The following is a 19,247-nucleotide window of genomic DNA, read 5'->3' on the forward strand; positions in this document are numbered from 1 at the left end:
ACGTGTAAAGGACATGTACGAGCAGCTTAAGCTTTACCGAGCACCCTGAGCCTTGAGGACCCAGGACCCGGAGCCGCCGCCCACATGTCCCTTCATCTAAATCACTATGTCAAAGAGCGCAAAAGACCGACGCCCCAGCCTACCCCTTTTTCTCGGGGCGACCTGTGCGCCTGGTTTTTGGTGACCGCCTCAGCGTCCGGTGTGGAGCACCGCTGCGGTGGAGTGGCTTCTATGCGCGGCTTTTGATTCGGTCAACAGCGATGTGGAACTTTCTGTCACTTTTTTGAAATCCCGCCGAAAACCGCGGAAAACCGCGCTTTACGCCATCTCAACCGGTGTTCGGGCATGACGTGCGCGTGACCGAATCAACCGCCCAATCCCCGAATCAGGGGCTCGAATCGCTCAAGGACCAGGTGCGCAGCGCCGTGATCTGGCGTTCGGGCACCCAGATTCTCGGCCAGCTGCTCACCTGGGCATCGACCTTCATCGTGATTCGCGTGCTCAGCCCCGCCGATTACGGGCTGTTCGCGATGACGCAGGTCGTGCTGGTCCTGCTCAACATGCTCAACGGCTATGGCCTCGCCAGCGCGCTGATCCAGCGCGGCGACGCCGGGCGGCAGGCGCAGCGGCAATTGTTCGGGATGCTGATCCTGCTCAATGGCGCGCTCGCCGCGCTCCAGCTCGCCTGCGCGCCGCTCGTCGCGGCCTATTATCGCCAGCCGATGGTCGCCGAGCTGCTCCGCGTCCAGGCGTTGCTCTATCTGGCGACGCCGTTCATCGCCCTCCCCTATGCGCTGCTGTCGCGCGAGATGGATTTCCGCAAACAGGCCAAGGTCAATTTCGTCTCGGGGATCGCCGGCGCGCTCACCGCGCTCGCCGGGGCATGGTGCGGGCTCGGGGTGTGGACCCTCGTCGCCGCGCCGATCGCCTTGTTCGGCGTGCGCGCGATCGGCATGACGTGGGCGGCGGGCTCTTTGGTCTGGCCGAGCTTCGACTTTCGCGGCGCCGGCGACATCGCGCGCTATGGCGGAGTGATGGCGGCGGGGCAGATCTTCTGGTTCCTCCAGAGCCAGGCCGATGTGTTCATCGCCGGCCGGCTGTTCGACCCGCACTGGCTCGGCATCTATACGACCAGCCTGTTCCTCACCCAGATCTTCGTCTCGAAATTCGTCCCGCCGCTCAACGAAGTCGCCTTCTCGGCCTATGCCCGGATCAAGGACGACCGCGCGGCGATGGCGGCGGCGTTCGTCAAATCGGCGCGGATCATCTTCGTCGTCGCGATGCCCTTCTATCTCGGGCTCGCGGTGACCGCCCAGCCTTTGGTCGACGTCGTGCTCGGGCCCAAATGGCACGAGGCGGCGCCGGTGGTCCACTGGCTCGCGCTGGCGATGCCGATGATGACGCTGCAGACGCTCTATGCGCCGGCGAGCGACGCCTGCGGACGGCCGGGAATCGGCGCGCGGAACGGCGTGACCGGCGCGATCCTGCTCCCCGCCGCGTTTCTGGTCGGGGTGCATTGGGGGATCATGGGGCTCGTCGCGGCATGGTTCGCCGCCTATCCGCTCTATCTCGCGGTCTCGACCTGGCGGACGCTGCCGGTGATCGGGGTGCGCTTTCGCGATCTGGTCGACGGGCTCGCGCCGCCGGTGCTCGCCGCCGCCGCGATGGCGGTGCTGGTGTCGCTGCTCGCGCGGGGGCTGCCGCCGCTGCCGGCGCTGGCCGAGCTCGCGCTGCTCGGCACCGCCGGAGCCGCGATCTATGCCGGGTGGCTGGCGCTGTTCGCGCGCGCGACGCTCAGCGAAGTCGTCGCGCTGGTCCGCAACCGGCGCGGCTAGACGGCCTGGATATAGGCGCGCATCGCATCGGCATCGGCCTCGATCCGCTCGATGCGATATTTGACGAGGTCGCCGATCGAGATGAAGCCGATGCAGCGGCCGCGCTCGACCACGGGCAGATGCCGCACGCGCCGCTTCGTCATCAGCGCGAGCGCGCCGAGCACCGATTCGTCGGGCGCGACGGTGAGCGCCGGCGCGGTCATCACCTCGCGCACCCGGCGCTCGAGCACCGCGGCGCCTTCGCGCTCGAGGCCGTAGATCACGTCGCGCTCGGAAAAGATGCCGGCGACCTGATCGCCGTCCATCACCGGCACGGCGCCGATTCGTCGGGCGGCGAGCAATGCCGCCGCCTCGGCCACGCTGCGATCCCCCGCGATCGACACCACGTCATGGCCTTTGCCCCCAAGGATTGCCGCGATCGTCATCGCTCGTCTCCGCTTTCGGGTTCAGGCGGTTGTTTCTCCCATGATTCGCACCCAATTGCAAAGCCATGGGCACGCCGCGGCACGATCTCGACGACCCCGAATATGCCGCCTTCGCCTGGGGACGCTATCGGCGCATCCTCAAGGGGATGGCGCTGGTCGCGCTGCTCGTCGCGGGAATCGCCGAGCTGGTGCTGTGGTATTGGCTGGGCGGGCTCGACTTCGTCACCGCGAGCGCGACCTTTCTCGGGGTGTTCACCACGGTGATGCTCGCCGCGGCGCTGATGGGGCTGATGTTCCTGAGCTCGGGCACCGGGCACGACGAGCGGATCGAAGACCGGCTGCGCGACTCGATCGACCTCGACGACTAGTCGATGTCGACCTTGCGGTAGCGCAGCGTCGCGGTGCCGTTGGCGGGCACCGTCACCGCCCAGACGTCGTGGCCATTGTGGCGGCCGAGCCGCGCCGAGACCCGCGTACGGCGATATTCGTCGGTCTGCTCGAATTCACCCTCGAAGCGGATCGGATAGGGATTGGCATTGGTGACGGTGAGGATCTGTTCCTCCCAGTCGTTGCCGTCCTCGCCATAATCGACATCGGCGGTGACTTGAGTCGCCTCGGCGATGTCGAGCTGGACTTCCTCGTTGACGGCTTTGTCGTCGAGCGAGGCCTCGCCGACAAGCAGCCGGCGCTCGCCCAGCGGCTCGAACACCGCGACTCGCCCCGACGGAAGCGGGATGCCTAGTCCCTTCTCCTTGCGATTCTGCGCCCGCAGCGCGAGCTGGACGTGGCCCACCTCGCCGTCCGAGACCTGCGCGCGGTAGAGCACGTCCACGGGCACCGCCTTCTTGTCGAACATCATCACCTGCTTCTGGCTCATCGAAGCGACGGTGGTGGTATCGGGAATGCGATAGAGCTTGAGGTCGCCGAGCTCCTCCTGCGTCGCCATGCGCGCGCCGGTGACGACGATACTTTCTGCGTCTTCCGCCACGATGCCGGCCATCGGCGCCGGCACGGGCGGCGGGGCCGCTTGCGGCAGCGGTAGCGGCTCGGCGGGTGGCAGGGGCTGCGCGAAGCAATTGACGTCGAGTGGCTTCCCCTCGGGCGGATCGGCGCGCTCGGTGTCCTCGCGGTTGAGCCGGCCGGCGACGACCATCGTCCCGGCATCGGCGAAGCCGGTGACGTCGCCATTGGCGAGCGTCACCCAGGCGAGCAGGTCGGCGCTTTTGCCGTCGGGGCGCATCGTTGCGACGTAATTGGCCTGCCAGTCGAAATTCCACGCGAGATAGGAGAGCGTAAGCGTCACCTTGCCCGCGCGCGGCGAATCGGTCTCGATCGACAGCGTCGGCCTGGCGGTGAGCCCCTCGGGGATCGAATCATAAATGAGCTCGTCGCGCGACGGGCCGCAATTGACCGCGACGAACCCTTCCTTCGTCTGGAGCACCGCGGCGCCGTCAGGCCCTGAGCGGATGATCGCCCGCTCCTCGACGCTCTTCCCCCTGATCGTGCGGCGGATCGTCACCGGTCGTCCGACATGGCGGGCATAGAGGCTGTAAGGCGCGAGCAGATCGGCATCGAGATTCTTCTCGCGCACGCCCGCCGGCAGTCCGGTGACGATCGCACTCTCGGGAAGGATCCCGCCAGCGACGCCTTCAAAGCGGATCACCGCGCGGCCCGCGGGAATCGCGACGGTGCGCCGCTCGGTGACCAGCGCATAGCCGGTCAGCCACTCGAGATCGATGTCCGCATCGGCGCTGCGGCCGGGCTCGCGATAGATGGTGACCGAGACGCTGTCCGGCCCCGACGAGGTCGCGACCTGCGCCGACGCCGGCGCGATCGCGAGCATCGTCGCTGCACACGCCGCCACGAGGCGAAGCAGCTTCATGCTCAGAAGCGGGTGAGGAACACGGCGTCGACCACCGCCTCGCCATTGGCCGGCACCGGAACCTTCCACAGCGCCTCGTCGGAATTGGTCCGGTCGCTCTTGATGCTCTCGCTCTCGATGCGGGTATCGGTCCACCAGCTGTCGAGCCCGGCCTGGGCGAGCTCGACCGTCACCGGCTGCGCGCGGGCGTTGGTGAGTTTATACTGCATCGTCGTGCGCCAGCGGTTGGAACCCATGCGCTCGCGCTTGACCACAATCGGCTGCACCTTGACGTCGAACGCCTCGCCGGTCTTGAGCGCCAACCGCGATCCCATCGGGGTGTGATCGATATTGCTCTCACCGATGAATTGCGGCTGGCCGCGGGCATCGCGCATATAGACGCGCACCGTGCCGGCGGGGAGCGCATCGCCGAGCCCACCCTCGCGCGACGACGAGAAGCGCAGCACGGTGTCGGCGCTCTTAGCCTCGTCCGAAGCATCGAGCCAACCATTGCGATAGAAATAGGCCTTGGCCGCGGGCACCGCCGCGACGTCGAGAAAGCCGACCTGCTTCTGCTGCGCGTTGGCGATCGTGGTGCGTTCCTTGAGCGGATAGACGTAGAAATCGCCGAGCTGCTCGCGCGATGCGGTCTCGGTGCCCGGCGCGCTGCCGGGCATGCTGCGCGACGGGTTATAGCCATAGCGCGCCCGCGACCCGCCGCCGCTGCCCGGCGCGCCGGCGACGAGCAAAGTCGACGCATTGGCGAAGGTCGTGCCGGTGGTGTTGGTGAGCGTGATCCAGCCCTGCACGTCGATCTTGCCCGCGCCCTCATCGAACAAAGCGACATAATCGGCCTTCCAGCCGAACCCGCTCGACAGATAGTTGAGCGTCGCGGCACGCGTGCCGGCGACGCTGCTGTCGAGCGTCACCGACAAGGTCGGCCGCGCACGCAGATTGGGAGGCAGCGAAGCGAAGACCACGCGGCGCGAACCGTTGAGAACCTCGATGCGATTGCCGACCTGGACGATGGTGCCGCCATTGTTGGCGAGGACGCGGGCGCTCTCGCTGGTCTCGGCGCCGGTCTCGGGGTTGGTCTTCACCAGCGTGACGGGCTGGCCGACGGCCTTGTCCATCAGCTTGTCGGGCGTAAGCAGATCGAAATCGAAATTCTGCTCGACGATCGCGGTGTTGGCCGCGGCGAGCGTAACCGTCTCCGGCCGGATCGCGGCGGAGACGTCGGCGAATTCCTGCCGGGTGCGCCCTGACGGCAGCGCGAGCATGCGCTTGTCCTGAATCAGCGCCAGATCGTTGTTGTAGATGGTGACCGCGACATCGCCCTGGGCGGTGCGGCTGTCGGCCGGCGAATCGGCGGTGGTCTGGGCCTGGGCGGCGCAGGGCAGCGCGACCAGAATGAGAGCCGTCAAACGCAAAGCATCCTCCCCCAAGGCCTTCTCAGGGAAGGATGCTAGCAGTTTGATTGCGTAGGGCTAGCCCATCGCGGTTAATCGATGATCAGGCCGCCGGCGGAACCTCGGCCTCGTCGCTCTTGGTGCGACGGCGGCGCGGCTTCTTGGGCGCTTCCTCGGCGTCATTGGCGGCGGCCGCCTCGGCACCGAAGGCCGGCGGCAGCACCGCGGCGTCGATGCCCTGCGCTGCCTCGGCCTCGCCGCTCTCGTCGCGACGCGGACGGCGCCCGCGCGCCGGGCGGGCGGGACGCTCCTCGCCGGCATCGCGCTGCTCGTTGAACAGCTCGGGCGCATCCTGCGATTCGGCGGCGTGGCCATTGGCATAGCCATTGGTGTTGCCGTTGGGGCGGCGATCCCGGCGGCCATCGCGATCGCGGCCCTCGCGGGGCTCGCGATCCTGACGGGGCTCACGCTCCTGACGGGGCTCGCGCTCCTGGCGCGGCTCGCGATCGTCGCGGTCGCGGCGCGCTTCGCGGTCCTGACGCGGCTCACGCTCGTAGCGCGGCTCGCGCTGCGGACGGTCGTCGCGCTGCGGCTGCTCGTCGCCACGATTGCCTTCGGCCTCGAAGTCGAAATCATCGTCGTCGCCGTCGATGTCGTTGCTCGGACGCGGCTGGCGCTGGTTCGGATTCGCCTCCTCGAAGCGCGAGCGATTCTCGCTCAGCACCCGGAAATAGTGATCGGCGAACTGAAGATAATATTCGGCGTTGACCCGATCGCCCTGCATCTGCGCGTCGCGGGCGAGATTCTTGTATTTCTCGAGCAGCTGCGCCGCGTTGCCGCGTGCGCGATTGTCGATGCGGTTGCCATTGCCCTGGTTGGGGTTGCCACCCTGGCGCTGCTGACCGCCACGGCCGCGACGGCGACCGTTGTTAGCCTGACGATTGTTCATCAAGGTCTGTATGTCCTGTCTACTTAAGCCGTCCGTCGATCCATTCGGGGTCCCGGATGCACGTTACACTTGCGGACAGCGCCCCTGTCAGCGCTTCCGCCCTGCCACGGCCGTCGGACTGCAACGGCTCACATGACCATGGAGTGGGCCGTAGCCCCTTATTTCAACAACTTGGTTGAAAGTGCCTCGCCCCGGCGCTGTCTTAGCCCGTGCGGCACCAATCTCCAAGCAGAAATATGGGACGCCGGACCATCGGTTTCAAGTAAGTAGTACCACGCGGGGACGGCCGCCGAGATCGCGGTGGATGGCGGGCGAGAGGCCGCAGTCGCGCCCCAGCGCCGCGACCGCATCGGCCTGGGTCCATCCGATTTCGAGCACCGCCGCGCCGCCCTCGGCGAGCAGCTGCGGCAGCGCTGGGACGATGCGGCGATAGTCGTCGAGCCCGTCCGGACCGGCGAACAGCGCGGCGGCCGGCTCGTGATCGCGAACCTCGGCGGGAAGCGGCTCGGCGGTGCCGATATAGGGCGGGTTGGCGAGGATCAGATCGAACCGGCCCTCGATCCTCTGCGTCCAGTCGCCGATGCGGAATGCGGCGCGGGCAGCCATGCCGAGACGATCGGCATTGGCGCGGGCATAAGCGAGCGCCGGTTCGGAGGCGTCGACGCCCAGCCCCCGCGCCTCCGGCCATTGATCGAGCGCAGCGAGCAGCAGCGTGCCGGGGCCGGTGCCGAGATCGAGGATCGTCGCGGGCGCGCGCCCCCCGAAATGCGCGATCGCCGCCTCGATCAGCGTCTCGCTGTCGGGGCGCGGGATCAGCACGCCGGGGCCGACCCGCAGATCGATCGTCCAGAAGGCGCGGGTGCCGGTGATATAGGCGACGGGCTCGTGGTTCAGACGGCGCTGGAGGAGGGCTTCGAAGCTGTCGGGGACGGAGTCGTCGAGGTGACGGAGCAGCAGATCGTTGCGGGTGACGCCGAGCGCGTGCGCCATCAGCAGCTCGGCGTCGAGACGCGCGGTGTCGGTGACGGCGGCGAGGCGCCGGGCGGCGTCGGTGAGGGCTTGCCGTATCATAGGCCGCTCCCGTTCCGGGGAGGGGTTGGGGTGGGGCAGTGCCGCACGCGAAAGGCCCGGTGAGACGGCCAGGCCCCACCCCCAACCCCTCCCCTGAACGGGAGGGGGTTTTCAGCCATCCAGCTGCGCCAGCCGATCGGCCTCGTCCTGCGCGGCCAGCGCGCCGACCAGCTCGTCCATCTCGCCTTCGAGGATCTCGGGGAGGCGGTGGAGCGTCAGGTTGATCCGGTGATCGGTGACGCGGCCCTGCGGGAAATTATACGTGCGGATGCGCTCCGAGCGATCGCCCGAGCCGACCATCGACTGGCGCGCGCCCGCCCGCGCGGCGTTGAGCCGCTCGCGCTCGGCCTCGTAGAGGCGGGTGCGGAGCACCTTCATCGCCTTGGCCTTGTTCTTGAGCTGCGAGCGCTCGTCCTGCTGGATCACGATCGTGCCGGTCGGCAAATGGGTGATGCGCACCGCCGAATCGGTGGTGTTGACCCCCTGCCCGCCCGGCCCCGAGGCGCGGTAGATGTCGATGCGGAGATCCTTCTCGTCGATCCGGATATCGGCTTCCTCGGCCTCGGGCAGCACCGCGACGGTCGCCGCCGAGGTGTGGATGCGGCCGCCCGCCTCGGTGACCGGGACGCGCTGGACGCGGTGAACCCCGCTCTCGAACTTCAATTTGGCGAACACGCCCGGGCCGGTGACGCTGAGCACGGCCTCCTTGTAGCCGCCGAACTCCGCGTCCGAGGTCGAGATCAGCTCGACCCGCCAGCCCATGCGATCGGCATAGCGCTGGTACATGCGCAGCAGATCGCCGGCGAACAAAGCCGCCTCGTCGCCGCCCACCCCGGCGCGGATCTCGAGCATCGCGGGGCGCTGATCGGCCGCATCGCGCGGCAGCAGCGCCAGCGCCAGCTTGCGATCGGCGACGGCGAGCGCCTCTTGATTGGCGCGCAGCTCCTCCGACGCCATCGCGCGGAGCTCCTCATCGGCGTCCTGCGTCATGTGCTGGAGCGATTCGGCCTCCTGGCGCAGCCGGCGGACCTCGCCCGCGGCGAGCGCGACCGGCTCGAGCTCGGCATATTCCTTGGAGATCTGCACGAACTTGTCGCCCGGCAGGTCGCCGGTCGCCATCTGCGCCTGCAGCTCGTCACGGCGCGCCTCGATCGCGGCGATGCGGTCGGCGGGGATCGAGATCATGACAGCGTCGCCGTCACGGAATCGACGATGACGCTGAACTGGTCCGGATGCGGCGGGGCGTGCAAGGAACGCTCGCCGACATGCACCTGCCCGTCCCGGCGCGACAGCGCAATCGTGTGGGCGGGATCGCTCTTCAGCGCCTTGTCGTAGCGCTTGCGCGGACTGCCGGTGACCACCGCCTCGGCCGAAAAGCCAGCGCGGCGGAGCTTGGCGACGAGCGCGATCGCGGCGAGGGCGAACTCGTCGGCTTCGGCGACCACGGCGATGTCGACGGTCTCCCTCGCCGGCTCCGCGATCAGCATCGCCAGCCGCTCGACGCCTGCCGCCCAGCCGACGCCCGGCGTCTCGGGGCCGCCGAGCGAGCCGATCAGCCCGTCATAGCGCCCGCCGGCGAGCACGGTGCCCTGCGCGCCGAGGCGATCGGTGACGAATTCGAACGCGGTGTGGCGATAATAATCGAGCCCGCGGACGAGACGGCTGTTGCGGGTCCATGCCACCCCCGCCGCATCGAGCCCGTCGGTGACCGCCTTGAAGAAGGACGCCGCCTCTTCGGTGAGGTAGGCGTCGATATCGGGCGCGCTATCGGCGATCGGGCGGTCGCGCGGGTCCTTCGAATCGAGGATGCGCATCGGGTTCTTGTCGAGCCGGAGCTGGCTGTCCTCGGACAGCGCTTCGCGGTGCGCCTCGAAATGCGCGACCAAAGCTGTGCGCCACGCGTCGCGCGTCGCGGCGTCGCCGAGCGTGTTGAGCTGGAGCGTCACGCCCTCGTGGATGCCGAGCTCGTGGAGCAGCTGGTCGGCGAGGACGAGCAGCTCGACGTCCGCCGCGGGCTCGGGCGCGCCGATGATCTCGGCGTCGACTTGGTGGAACTGGCGGAAGCGGCCCTTTTGCGGGCGCTCATAGCGGAACACCGGCCCCGCGGTGACCAGCTTGAGCGGGGCATATTGCTGCCAGCCCTCGGTGATGTAGGCCCGGGCGATGCCGGCGGTGAATTCGGGGCGCAGCGTCAGCGAATCGCCACCGCGATCCTCGAAGCTGTACATCTCCTTCGAGACCACGTCCGAGGTCTCGCCCATCGAGCGGGCGAACACGCCGGTCGCCTCGAACACCGGGATGTCGACGCGCTGGAAGCAATAGAGCCGGCGGACGCGCTCGAACGTGTCGAGCACCTGCGCGAAGCGCCGTTGCTCCTCGCCGAAAATGTCCTGGGTGCCCCGGATCCGCTTGGGGGTTTCGATACGTGCCATTTGGCGGGCGCTTCTAGGGCCTCGCGCGCAGTTGCGCCACTCCCCTTTAAATCGCGCGCGCGACGCCCATATTCCTTACCAAGTTCAACAACATGGAAGGAGGTGATCGAATGTCTCATTGTCACACGCCGTCTGCGGCGCGCACTCGGGCTTCGGTTCGCTCCAGCGGGACTGCCGCCTGAGGCATTGGATATCTGGTCGCTCGCCGCAGCGGCTGACAATGGAAAGGCCGTTTCCCGCAGGGGAAGCGGCCTTTCGTGTATCTGGATCATGTCTGACACAATCTGATACATTTCTTCGCTAGATGGCGCGCAACCGCCTGCCTATGGGCGAGTTTCGGAACTGAACCGCGCCCCTGTCCGAGGGTGTGCTATGAGCGGGTCTGCGAATTGAATCTGAAGCCCTCGAACCTTTCCGGTCGATCGGCCACCGCGCTGGTGGCTGCGGCATTTCTCATCTCCTCGTGCGGCAGCGGCGGCGGCGACGCCCAGAAAAAGGGCGGACGCGGCCAGAGCGGGCCGGCGCAGGTCGGCTATGTCGTCGTCCAGCCGAGCAGCGTGCCGCTGGTCACCGAGCTTTCGGGCCGGGTCACCGCGTTCCAGACCTCCGAGGTGCGGCCGCAGGTCGCCGGGATCGTCCAGCGCCGGCTGTTCACCGAAGGCACGATCGTCCGCGCCGGGCAGACGCTCTACCAGATCGATCCGAGCCTCTATCAGGCGCAGGCGTCGCAGGCGCAGGCCAATCTACAGAGCGCCCGCGCCAGCGCCGAGGCCGCAAAGATCCGCGCCGAGCGCTATCGTCCGCTCGCCAAGATGGAGGCGGTGAGCCAGCAGGACTATACCGACGCCGCCGCGCAGGCGCGCCAGGCCGATGCCGCGGTTGCGCAGAACAACGCGCAGCTGCGCACCGCGCAGATCAACCTGCGCTTCACCCGCGTCCCCGCCCCGATCACCGGCCGGATCGGCCGCTCGCTGGTCACCGAGGGCGCGCTGGTCACCGGCAACCAGGCCGATCCGCTCGCGGTGATCCAGCGGCTCGACCCGATCTTCGTCGACATCCAGCAGTCGAGCGCCGAGATGCTCGCGCTGCGCAAGGCGATGGCGAAGGGCGGCCTGACGCCGGCGAGCGCAACCGTGCGGCTCCGGCTCGAGGATGGCAGCGAATATAGCCAGACCGGGACGGTCGAATTCTCCGAAGTGATGGTCAACGAGAATACCGGGACGGTGACGCTGCGCGCGCGCTTCCCCAATCCCGAGGGCATCTTGCTCCCCGGCATGTTCGCCCGCGCGTCGTTCGCGCAGGCGATCGACCATCAGGCCTTCCTCGTGCCGCAGGCCGGGCTGTCGCGCGATCCGCGCGGCAACGCGACCGTGTGGGTGGTCGGCCCGGGCAACCGCGCGATCGCGCGCACCGTCGTCGCGACGCGCACCGAAGGCGCGAACTGGGTGGTGACGCAAGGCCTCGCGCCGGGCGACAAGGTGATCGTGCAGGGCACTGCGAACCTGCGCCCCGACGCCGAGATCCGGCCCGTCCCCTATACCGAGCCGCAGCGCATCGAGCCGGCCAAGCCCGGCGCGCAGGGCGGACAAGGCGCGCAGGGCGGCGCGGCGAAGAAGGGCGGCTGATCTAGATGTCCCGCGTATTCATCGATCGCCCGATCTTCGCCTGGGTGATCGCGATCATCGTCATGCTGATGGGCGTCGGCGCGATCCTGTCGCTGCCGATCGCGCAATATCCCGACGTCGCCCCGCCCCAGGTCAACATCCGCGCCTCCTATCCCGGCGCCTCGGCGGAGACGGTGCAGAACTCGGTCACCCAGGTGATCGAGCAGCAGCTCACCGGGATCGACGGGCTGATCTATTTCAGCTCGTCCTCGACCTCGCGCGGGCAGGTCAACATCTCGGCGACCTTCGAGAAGGGCACCGATCCCGACATCGCGCAGGTCCAGGTCCAGAACCAGGTCCAGCAGGCGCTGTCGCGCCTGCCGCAGCAAGTGCAGCAGCAGGGGCTGCGCGTCACCAAGTCCAACCCCGACTTCCTGCTGATCGTCGGCGTCTATGACGAGACCGACAAGCGCACCAACCAGGACGTGTCCGATTGGCTCGCCTCGAACCTGCAGGACCCGCTCGCGCGCGTCCCGGGCGTAGGCGACACCAATGTGTTCGGCGCGCCCTATGCGATGCGAATCTGGCTCAACCCCGATCGGCTGACCAGCTTCTCGCTGATGCCGAGCGACGTCATCACCGCGATCCAGAACCAGAATACCGAAGTCGCCGCGGGCGAGATCGGCGGCCAGCCGCAGCCGGCCACGCAGATGCTCAACGCCACCGTGACCGCCCAGTCGCGGCTCCAGACCCCGGCGCAGTTCGAGCAGATCATCCTCAAGACCGAGACCAGCGGCGCCAATGTGCTGCTCAAGGACGTCGCGCGGGTCGAGCTCGGCGCCGAGAGCTACAACGCGGTCAGCCGGGTCAACGGCCATCCCGGCGCAGGCATCGCGATCAGCCTCGCCCCCGGCGCCGACGCGCTCGAGACCGCCGACCTGGTCAAGGCCAAGGTCGACCAGATCGCGCGCGGCTTCCCGGCCGGCTTCAAATACGCCTTCGCCAACGACACCACGGCGTTCATCGAGCTTTCGATCCACGAAGTGGTGAAGACGCTGATCGAGGCGATCATCCTCGTCGTCATCGTGATGTTCATCTTCCTGCAGAGCGTTCGCGCGACGCTGATCCCGTTCGTCGCGGTGCCGGTGGTGCTGCTCGGCACCTTCGCGGTGTTCTACGCGCTCGGCTTCTCGATCAACACGCTCACCCTGTTCGGGCTGGTGCTGGCGATCGGCATGCTCGTCGACGATGCGATCGTCGTGGTCGAGAATGTCGAGCGGCTGATGGAGGAGGATCCCGATCTCTCCCCGCGCGACGCGACGATCAAGTCGATGGAGCAGATCCAGATGGCGCTGGTCGGCATCGCGCTGGTGCTCTCGGCGGTGTTCCTGCCGATGGCGTTCTTCGGCGGATCGACCGGCGTGATCTATCGCCAGTTCTCGGTGACGATCGTCTCGGCGATGGTGCTCTCGGTGCTGGTCGCGCTGATCCTGACGCCGGCGCTCACCGCGACCTTGCTCAAGAAGAAGAGCGAGGAGCATAATGGCTGGGTCGAGCGGCGCTTCCCCGCGGTCGGCGAATTCTTCGGCAAGGCGCGCGACTGGTTCAACCGCAACTTCGACCGCGGCGTCGAGCGCTACACCGGCGCGGTGACGAGGGTCGTCGACCGCAAATGGCTGTTCCTGCTAATCTACGCGCTGGTCTGCGCGCTGCTGGTGCTGATGTTCACGCGGCTGCCCACCGGCTTCCTGCCGACCGAGGATCAGGGCGCGGCATCGGTGCAGTTCCGCCTGCCCGCGGGTGCGACGCAGAGCCGCACGCAGGAAGTGCAGAAGGCGGTCGAGCGCTATTTCATGGAGCAGGAGACGAAGAACACCTCGGTGATGTTCACCGTCACCGGCGGCGGCGGCGGTGGCGGCGCGAGCGGCCAGAACACCGGCCAGGGCTTCATCAATCTCGCCGACTGGTCGTTGCGCCACGGCAAGGAGAATGCCGCCGACGCGATCGTCCAGCGTGCCGCGGGCGCCTTCCGCAACTTCCGCGACGCGCAGGTCTTCGCGCTGGTCCCGCCGGCGATCCGCGGACTCGGCCAGTCGAGCGGCTTCACCATGCAGCTGCAGAATGCCAGCGGCATGTCGCGCGAGCAGTTCCTTGCCGCGCGCGACAAGCTGCTCGCCGCGGCGAATGCCGATCCGGAGCTCGCGCAGGTCCGCCTCTCCGACCTTCCCGACGTCGCGACGCTCAAGGTCGATATCGACCAGCAGAAGCTCTCGGCGCTCGGGCTGAGCCAGGGCGACGTCAACTCGACGCTGTCGACCGCCTGGGGCGGCCGCTACGTCAACGACTTCATCGATCGCGGCCGCGTGAAGCGCGTCTATGTGCAGGGCGATGCGCAGTTCCGCGCTAATCCCGAGAACATCAACGAATGGTTCGTCCGCTCGCGCAGCGGGGAGATGGCGCCCTTCTCCTCGTTCGCGCAGACCAGCTGGGCGACCGCGCCGACCACCATGTCGCGCTTCCAGGGCATTCCCGCCTTCGAGATCCAGGGCCAGGCCGCGCCGGGCACCAGCTCGGGCGAGGCGATGCGCAAGATGGAGACGCTCGCGGCGCAGATCCCCGGCACCAGCGTCGCCTGGTCGGGGCTGTCGTTCCAGGAGCGGCTGTCCTCGGGCCAGGCGCCCTATCTCTACGCGGTGTCACTGCTCGTCGTGTTCCTGTGCCTCGCGGCGCTGTACGAGAGCTGGTCGATCCCGGTGGCGGTGCTGCTGGTGATCCCGCTGGGCCTGATCGGCGCGGTGTTCGCGGTGACGCTGCGCGGGCTGCAGAACGACGTCTATCTGCAGATCGGCCTGCTCACCACCATGGGCCTCGCCGCCAAGAACGCGATCCTGATGATCGAGTTCGCCGAGCGCGCCGAGAAGGAAGGCAAGCGCGTGATCGACGCCGCGATCGAGGCGGCCCGCATCCGGCTCCGCCCGATCCTGATGACCAGCCTCGCCTTCATCTTCGGCGTGATGCCGCTGGCGATCTCGACCGGCGCCGGCGCCAATGCCCGCATCGCGATCGGCACCGCGGTGATCGGCGGCATGCTGACCGCGACGATCCTCGCGATCTTCTACATCCCGCTGTTCTTCGTGCTGGTCCGCCGCGGCGTGCGCGACGGGCTCAAGGCCGCCCGTGCGCGGTTCGGGCGCAACCGGGAGGCGCAGGCATGAGGCATCCCCCCTTCATCACCCCGGCCGACGTGCCGGCGTCCGCTTCGCCGCAATCGAAAGGCCCTCGCCGCTTGTCCGTCCTCCAGCCGCACGGTGGATCCCGGCACAAGGCCGGGATGACGATGGGGGTTATGGCGGCGCTGGCGCTCGCCGGCTGCTCGATGGAGCCGAAATATATCCAGCCGGCCGCGCCGGTGCCGCCGGGCTGGCCGGTCGGCGATGCCTATCTCAGGCAGAGCGAAGCGGCGCTGCCCGCGGTCACCTATCGCGACATCTTCCGCGATGCGCGGCTCCAGAAGCTGATCGAGCAGGCGCTGACCGAGAATCGCGATCTGCGCCTTGCCGCGGCGAACATCCGCGCGGCGCGCGAGCAATATCGCATCCAGCGCGCCGATCGCCTGCCCGACGTCTCGGCGGGCGCCGGCGCCACCGTTTCGGGCGGACAGAGCAGCAATTCCGCGGCCAGTTCGGGATCGGATCCGCGCACGCGGTTCACCGCCGATGTCGGGATCACCGGGTTCGAGCTCGACCTGTTCGGCCGTGTCGCCTCGCTCACCCGCGCCGAGCAGAATCGCTATTTCGCCACCGAAGCCGGCGCGCGGGCGACCTATCTGACGCTGGTCGGCGATATCGCGAGCGCGTGGCTGACCTATGCCGCCGATGCCAGCCTGCTCCAGATCGCGCAGGATACCGCGGCCAATGCCGGGAACAGCGTCCGCCTGACCCGCGCCCGGCTGCAGGGCGGGATCGCGCCGCGCACCGATCTGCGCCAGGCCGAGCAGGTGCTCGAAGGCGCGCGCGCCGATCTCGCCGAGCAGCGCACCGCGCTGGCGCAGGATATCAACGCGCTCCAGCTGCTGGTCGGCGCGCCGATCGATCCGGCGCTGCTGCCCAAATCGCTCGACGAGGCGGCGCCGACGATCGCGGAGCTGCCCGCGGGGGTCGATTCGGGGGTGCTGCTGCGTCGGCCGGACGTGGTTCAGGCCGAATATCAGCTGCGCGCCGCCAATGCCGAGATCGGGGCGGCGCGCGCGGCGCTGTTCCCGCGCATCTCGCTGACCGGGCTGCTCGGGCTGGCGAGCAACGCGCTGACCGGGCTGTTCAGCGGCAGCGGGTTCAACTGGTCGGCCGGCGGCGACGCGAGCTATTCGATCTTCAACGCCGGCGCCGGCAAGGCCAATGTTCGACTGAGCGAGGCGCAGCGCGACGCCGCGGTGGCGAGCTATGAGCGCGCGATCCAGTCGGCGTTCCGCGAAGTCGCCGATGCGCTGGCGCGGCGCGGGACGATCACCGAGCAGCTCCGCGCGACGCAGGCGCAGGAGAGTGCCGCCGCCGATACCTTCCGGCTGGCCGAGGCGCGCTATCGCGGCGGGATCGACACCTTCCTGTCGAGCCTCGACGCGCAGCGCTCGCTCTATTCGGCGCGGCGGACGCTGGTGAACACGCGGCTGGTGCAGGCGAGCAACCTCGTGACGCTGTACCGCACGCTGGGCGGCGATTCGCTGCTGCAGGCGACGCCGCAGGGGCCCGAGACGGTTAGCACCCAGCCCTAGACGGCCGGAATCTCGCAACGCGCGAGATACTCGGCATAGGCCGGCACGCGTGCCGGGAGCGCGGCGAGGCCGGCGCGCATCTCCGCCATCCCCGCCGCTGCAACCTCGGCCGGCACCCCGGCGGCCGAGGGATCGATCGCCTGCGGCAGCACCCCGAGGCCGAGCAACGCGGAGATCCAGATCTCCTCGAGCAGGCTGTCCTCATCCTCGTGGACGAACTGGCCGCGCCGCTCGAACAGCGCGAGGATGCGCGCGAGGCTGTTGGGAACGGCGATCGGCAGGCCGAGGCGAAGATAGTGGAGCGCCTGAAAGTCGCGCATCCGCTCGGCCTCGGCATTGGCGCGGCGGTTATACTCGGCGATCTCGACCGGGTGGCAGTCACGCCCCGGCAGCAGCTCGATCGCGCGCATGATGCCGCTCTGGGCGAGGTGGAGATTGGGCCAGTGCAGCGGATCGAGCGCGACCGCCGCGTCGCCGAGCGCGACGACGTTGTGCGTCCAGGGCGTGCTGCGCCGGCCGGGGCGTATCGCGATCGACTGCCCCTCCCCGCGATCGCCGTGGACGCGGCCGAGGATGGTCTTGCCCGGCAGCGGCGCCGCGAATTGCCAGCCCGCCTGGCCGCCGATGATCGTGTCGGCAGGATCGGCGGCGCTGGCGGGCGCCGCGCCGAGATCGAGCCGATCGAACGGCAGCGTCGCGCTCCAGTCCTCGAAGCCGGGGGCGAGGGCGGCGGCCAGCGGCGCGGCGGGGCCGGACGCGTCGATATAGAGATCGGCCTCGATCCGCCGACCGCCGGCGAGCAGCAGCGCCGCGACGCCGCCATCGGCGCGCCGCTCGATTCCGCCGAACGCCCCCGCGAGGCCAGTCACGCGCAAGGAAGCGGCCAGCGCGGCGAGGGCGGCGCAATAGCGTTCGGAGACGAGCCGCAGCGCATAGTCGAAGGCGGCGAACGGGGTGCCGGGCCGGGGATGGACGAACTTGCCCGCCTCGGCGAGCACGCCGGCCACCGCGTGGCGATGCCAGGCCTCGGCGCGACCTTCGCGACGTGCCCGCGCCCAGAGCTGGTGGAACGCGACGTTGCCCGCGGGCGCGCCGTGCTCGCCATGGACGTGGAACCAGCGCGCGGCACCGGCGGGCCAGTTCTCGAAGCGGAGCCCGAGCCGCGGCACCGCGGCGCCGGCGCGGAGCAGCGTCGCCTCGTCGAGCCCGATGCGCGCGTGGAAGCGGTGGATCGTGCTGGTGCTGCCTGGCAGCCGATCGGCGAGCGCGGCCGGATCGGGCGCGGTCTCGATCACGCTGACCGCAAGCTGCGGCAACGCGCGGGCGAAGGCGGCGGCGGCGGACAGGCCGACGATGCCGCCGCCGAGAATGGCGAGGCTGCGGATCGCGCGATCGCTCATGCCGGCAGCCCCAGCGCGGCACGATGGCCGGGCAGGGTCGCGACCTCGGCGGCGATCTGGCTACGCAGCCGATCGAGCGCCTGCCCGAGCGCGCGCGGATCGGCGGCGTCGACGCGCTGGTCCCAGCCCTGGGGCACCAGCCCCTGCCCGATCATCACCGCGATCCAGCTCGGCGCGAAGAACAGGCCGCGGCTGTAGCGCTGGATTCGCCCGGCGCGACGAAAGAGTTCGATCTTCTCCGCGAGGCTGTCCGGGATCGCCATGTGGCGAACGGCGCGCCAGAACTCCGAATCGTCGCGCGTGCTGGCGTGGTAGTGGAGGATCAGGAAGTCGCGGATCCGGTCATATTCATAGTCGACCTGATCATTGAACGCGTCGCGATCGACCTCCGCGATTCCGCCGATCGGGAACAGCGCGATCAGCTGCTGGATCGCCACCTGGACCAGATAGATGCTCGTCGATTCGAGCGGCTCGAGAAACCCCGAGGCGAGCCCGACCGCGACGACATTGTGCGACCAGCTACGCTTGCGACGCCCGGCGCGGAAGCGCAGCACGCGCGGATCGGCGAGCGGCTCGCCCTCGACCGCGGCGAGGATCGCCGCGGATGCCGCGTCATCGGACAGGTGGGCGCTCGAATAGACATAGCCGTTGCCGACGCGGTGCTGGAGCGGGATGCGCCAGCGCCATCCCGCGGGCATCGCCGTGGCGCGGGTGAGCGGCTCGATCTCGCCCGGCGGCGCGGCGCAGGGCAAGGCCATCGCACGGTCGCAGGGCAGCCAGTGCGACCAATCCTCCCATTCCTCGCCGAGCGCATCGCCGAGCAGCAGGCTGCGAAAGCCCGAGCAATCGACGAACAGATCGCCTTCGATCCGCGTCCCGCTCTCGAGCAGCAGCGCAGCGACGTCGCCGGTCGCGCCGTCGCGCTCGACCGAGACGATCCGGCCCTCGATGCGCGTCACCCCCTGCTCCTCGGCGAAGCTGCGCAGGAACGGGCCGAAGCGCGTCGCGTCGAATTGATAGGCATAGCCATAGCTGGCGAGCAGCGCGTCGGGATCCTCGGCGGGGCGAGCGAAGCGGCGCTGCGCCGCCATCACATTGGCGACCGAATAGTCGGCGATGTCGCCGCCCTGCCCGAGCGCGTGCATCCGCAGCCACCAATGGAGGAAGGGGATGTCGTGGAGCGGCCGACCGAAATCGCCGAACGGGTGGAGATAGCGATCGCCCGGCTTGCCGAAATCGCGGAACTCGATGCCGAGCTTCCAGGTGGCATGGGTCGCCGCCATGAACTCGGCCTCGTCGAGCCCGAGCGTCTCGATGAAGGCGCGCAGATGCGGCAGCGTCGCCTCGCCGACCCCGACGATGCCGATCTCGGCCGATTCGATCAGCGTCACCTCGACCGCGTGCGGCAGCAGCTTCGCGATGGCGGACGCGGCCATCCAGCCGGCGGTGCCGCCGCCGACGATGATCACTCTCTTGCGTGGCTGGTTCACCTC

14 protein-coding genes are annotated in these 19,247 nt (G+C 68.8%); 5 read left to right on the forward strand and 9 right to left on the reverse strand.

What is annotated here, in order from left to right; genetic code table 11:
• The first annotated feature begins 356 nt into the window (after positions 1-356).
• The gene (locus E5A74_RS13660) at positions 357-1,835 is read left to right on the forward strand and encodes a lipopolysaccharide biosynthesis protein (protein ID WP_240699809.1); all 1,479 of its coding nucleotides are present in this window, start codon (positions 357-359) and stop codon (positions 1,833-1,835) included.
• Here E5A74_RS13660 and E5A74_RS13665 read toward each other — a convergent pair.
• On the reverse strand, positions 1,832-2,260 hold the full coding sequence (locus E5A74_RS13665) for a CBS domain-containing protein (protein ID WP_135985908.1): 429 nt from the start codon (positions 2,258-2,260) through the stop codon (positions 1,832-1,834). The genes E5A74_RS13660 and E5A74_RS13665 overlap by 4 nt on opposite strands.
• Positions 2,261-2,325: 65 nt before the next feature.
• On the opposite strand from E5A74_RS13665, the gene E5A74_RS13670 reads away from it, so the two are divergent.
• The gene (locus E5A74_RS13670) at positions 2,326-2,628 is read left to right on the forward strand and encodes a hypothetical protein (RefSeq protein ID WP_135985910.1); all 303 of its coding nucleotides are present in this window, start codon (positions 2,326-2,328) and stop codon (positions 2,626-2,628) included.
• Here the strand turns inward: E5A74_RS13670 and E5A74_RS13675 are convergent.
• From E5A74_RS13675 to hisS, 6 genes are all read right to left on the reverse strand, one after another.
• A complete protein-coding gene (locus E5A74_RS13675; RefSeq protein ID WP_135985912.1) occupies positions 2,625-4,142 on the reverse strand; it encodes a DUF4139 domain-containing protein in 1,518 nt (505 codons plus the stop codon). The genes E5A74_RS13670 and E5A74_RS13675 overlap by 4 nt on opposite strands.
• Positions 4,143-4,144: 2 nt before the next feature.
• Positions 4,145-5,551, reverse strand: a complete 1,407-nt coding sequence (locus E5A74_RS13680) for a DUF4139 domain-containing protein (protein ID WP_135985913.1) — start codon at positions 5,549-5,551, stop codon at positions 4,145-4,147.
• 82 nt (positions 5,552-5,633) lie between these two features.
• Positions 5,634-6,479 (reverse strand): DUF4167 domain-containing protein, encoded by an 846-nt coding sequence (locus tag E5A74_RS13685; RefSeq protein ID WP_206365865.1) that lies wholly within the window; start codon positions 6,477-6,479, stop codon positions 5,634-5,636.
• 258 nt (positions 6,480-6,737) lie between these two features.
• Positions 6,738-7,550 (reverse strand): peptide chain release factor N(5)-glutamine methyltransferase, encoded by an 813-nt coding sequence (gene prmC, locus E5A74_RS13690; protein WP_135985917.1) that lies wholly within the window; start codon positions 7,548-7,550, stop codon positions 6,738-6,740.
• A gap of 111 nt (positions 7,551-7,661) precedes the next feature.
• Positions 7,662-8,735: a peptide chain release factor 1 gene (prfA, locus tag E5A74_RS13695; RefSeq protein WP_135985919.1), complete on the reverse strand. Its 1,074-nt coding sequence runs from the start codon at positions 8,733-8,735 to the stop codon at positions 7,662-7,664.
• Entirely contained in the window at positions 8,732-9,982 is a 1,251-nt protein-coding gene (hisS, locus tag E5A74_RS13700; protein ID WP_135985920.1) for a histidine--tRNA ligase, read from the reverse strand. Before hisS ends, prfA begins: the two co-directional genes overlap by 4 nt.
• Before the next feature lie 395 nt (positions 9,983-10,377).
• On the opposite strand from hisS, the gene E5A74_RS13705 reads away from it, so the two are divergent.
• The 3 genes from E5A74_RS13705 (at position 10,378) to E5A74_RS13715 (ending at position 16,354) form a co-directional block, all read left to right on the forward strand.
• Positions 10,378-11,607: an efflux RND transporter periplasmic adaptor subunit gene (locus E5A74_RS13705; RefSeq protein ID WP_240699832.1), complete on the forward strand. Its 1,230-nt coding sequence runs from the start codon at positions 10,378-10,380 to the stop codon at positions 11,605-11,607.
• Between the two features lie 5 nt (positions 11,608-11,612).
• Entirely contained in the window at positions 11,613-14,801 is a 3,189-nt protein-coding gene (locus E5A74_RS13710; RefSeq protein ID WP_135985923.1) for an efflux RND transporter permease subunit, read from the forward strand.
• Between the two features lie 116 nt (positions 14,802-14,917).
• Positions 14,918-16,354: an efflux transporter outer membrane subunit gene (locus E5A74_RS13715; protein WP_135985925.1), complete on the forward strand. Its 1,437-nt coding sequence runs from the start codon at positions 14,918-14,920 to the stop codon at positions 16,352-16,354.
• Here the strand turns inward: E5A74_RS13715 and E5A74_RS13720 are convergent.
• Together E5A74_RS13720 and E5A74_RS13725 are read right to left on the reverse strand one after the other, a co-directional pair.
• A complete protein-coding gene (locus E5A74_RS13720) occupies positions 16,351-17,754 on the reverse strand; it encodes a tryptophan 7-halogenase (RefSeq protein WP_135985927.1) in 1,404 nt (467 codons plus the stop codon). The two genes, E5A74_RS13715 and E5A74_RS13720, sit on opposite strands and share 4 nt — an antisense overlap.
• Entirely contained in the window at positions 17,751-19,244 is a 1,494-nt protein-coding gene (locus E5A74_RS13725) for a tryptophan halogenase family protein (RefSeq protein ID WP_276469526.1), read from the reverse strand. Before E5A74_RS13725 ends, E5A74_RS13720 begins: the two co-directional genes overlap by 4 nt.
• Positions 19,245-19,247: the final 3 nt, after the last annotated feature.

It is taken from the genome of Sphingomonas naasensis (assembly GCF_004792695.1).
GTDB lineage: Bacteria > Pseudomonadota > Alphaproteobacteria > Sphingomonadales > Sphingomonadaceae > Sphingomonas > Sphingomonas naasensis.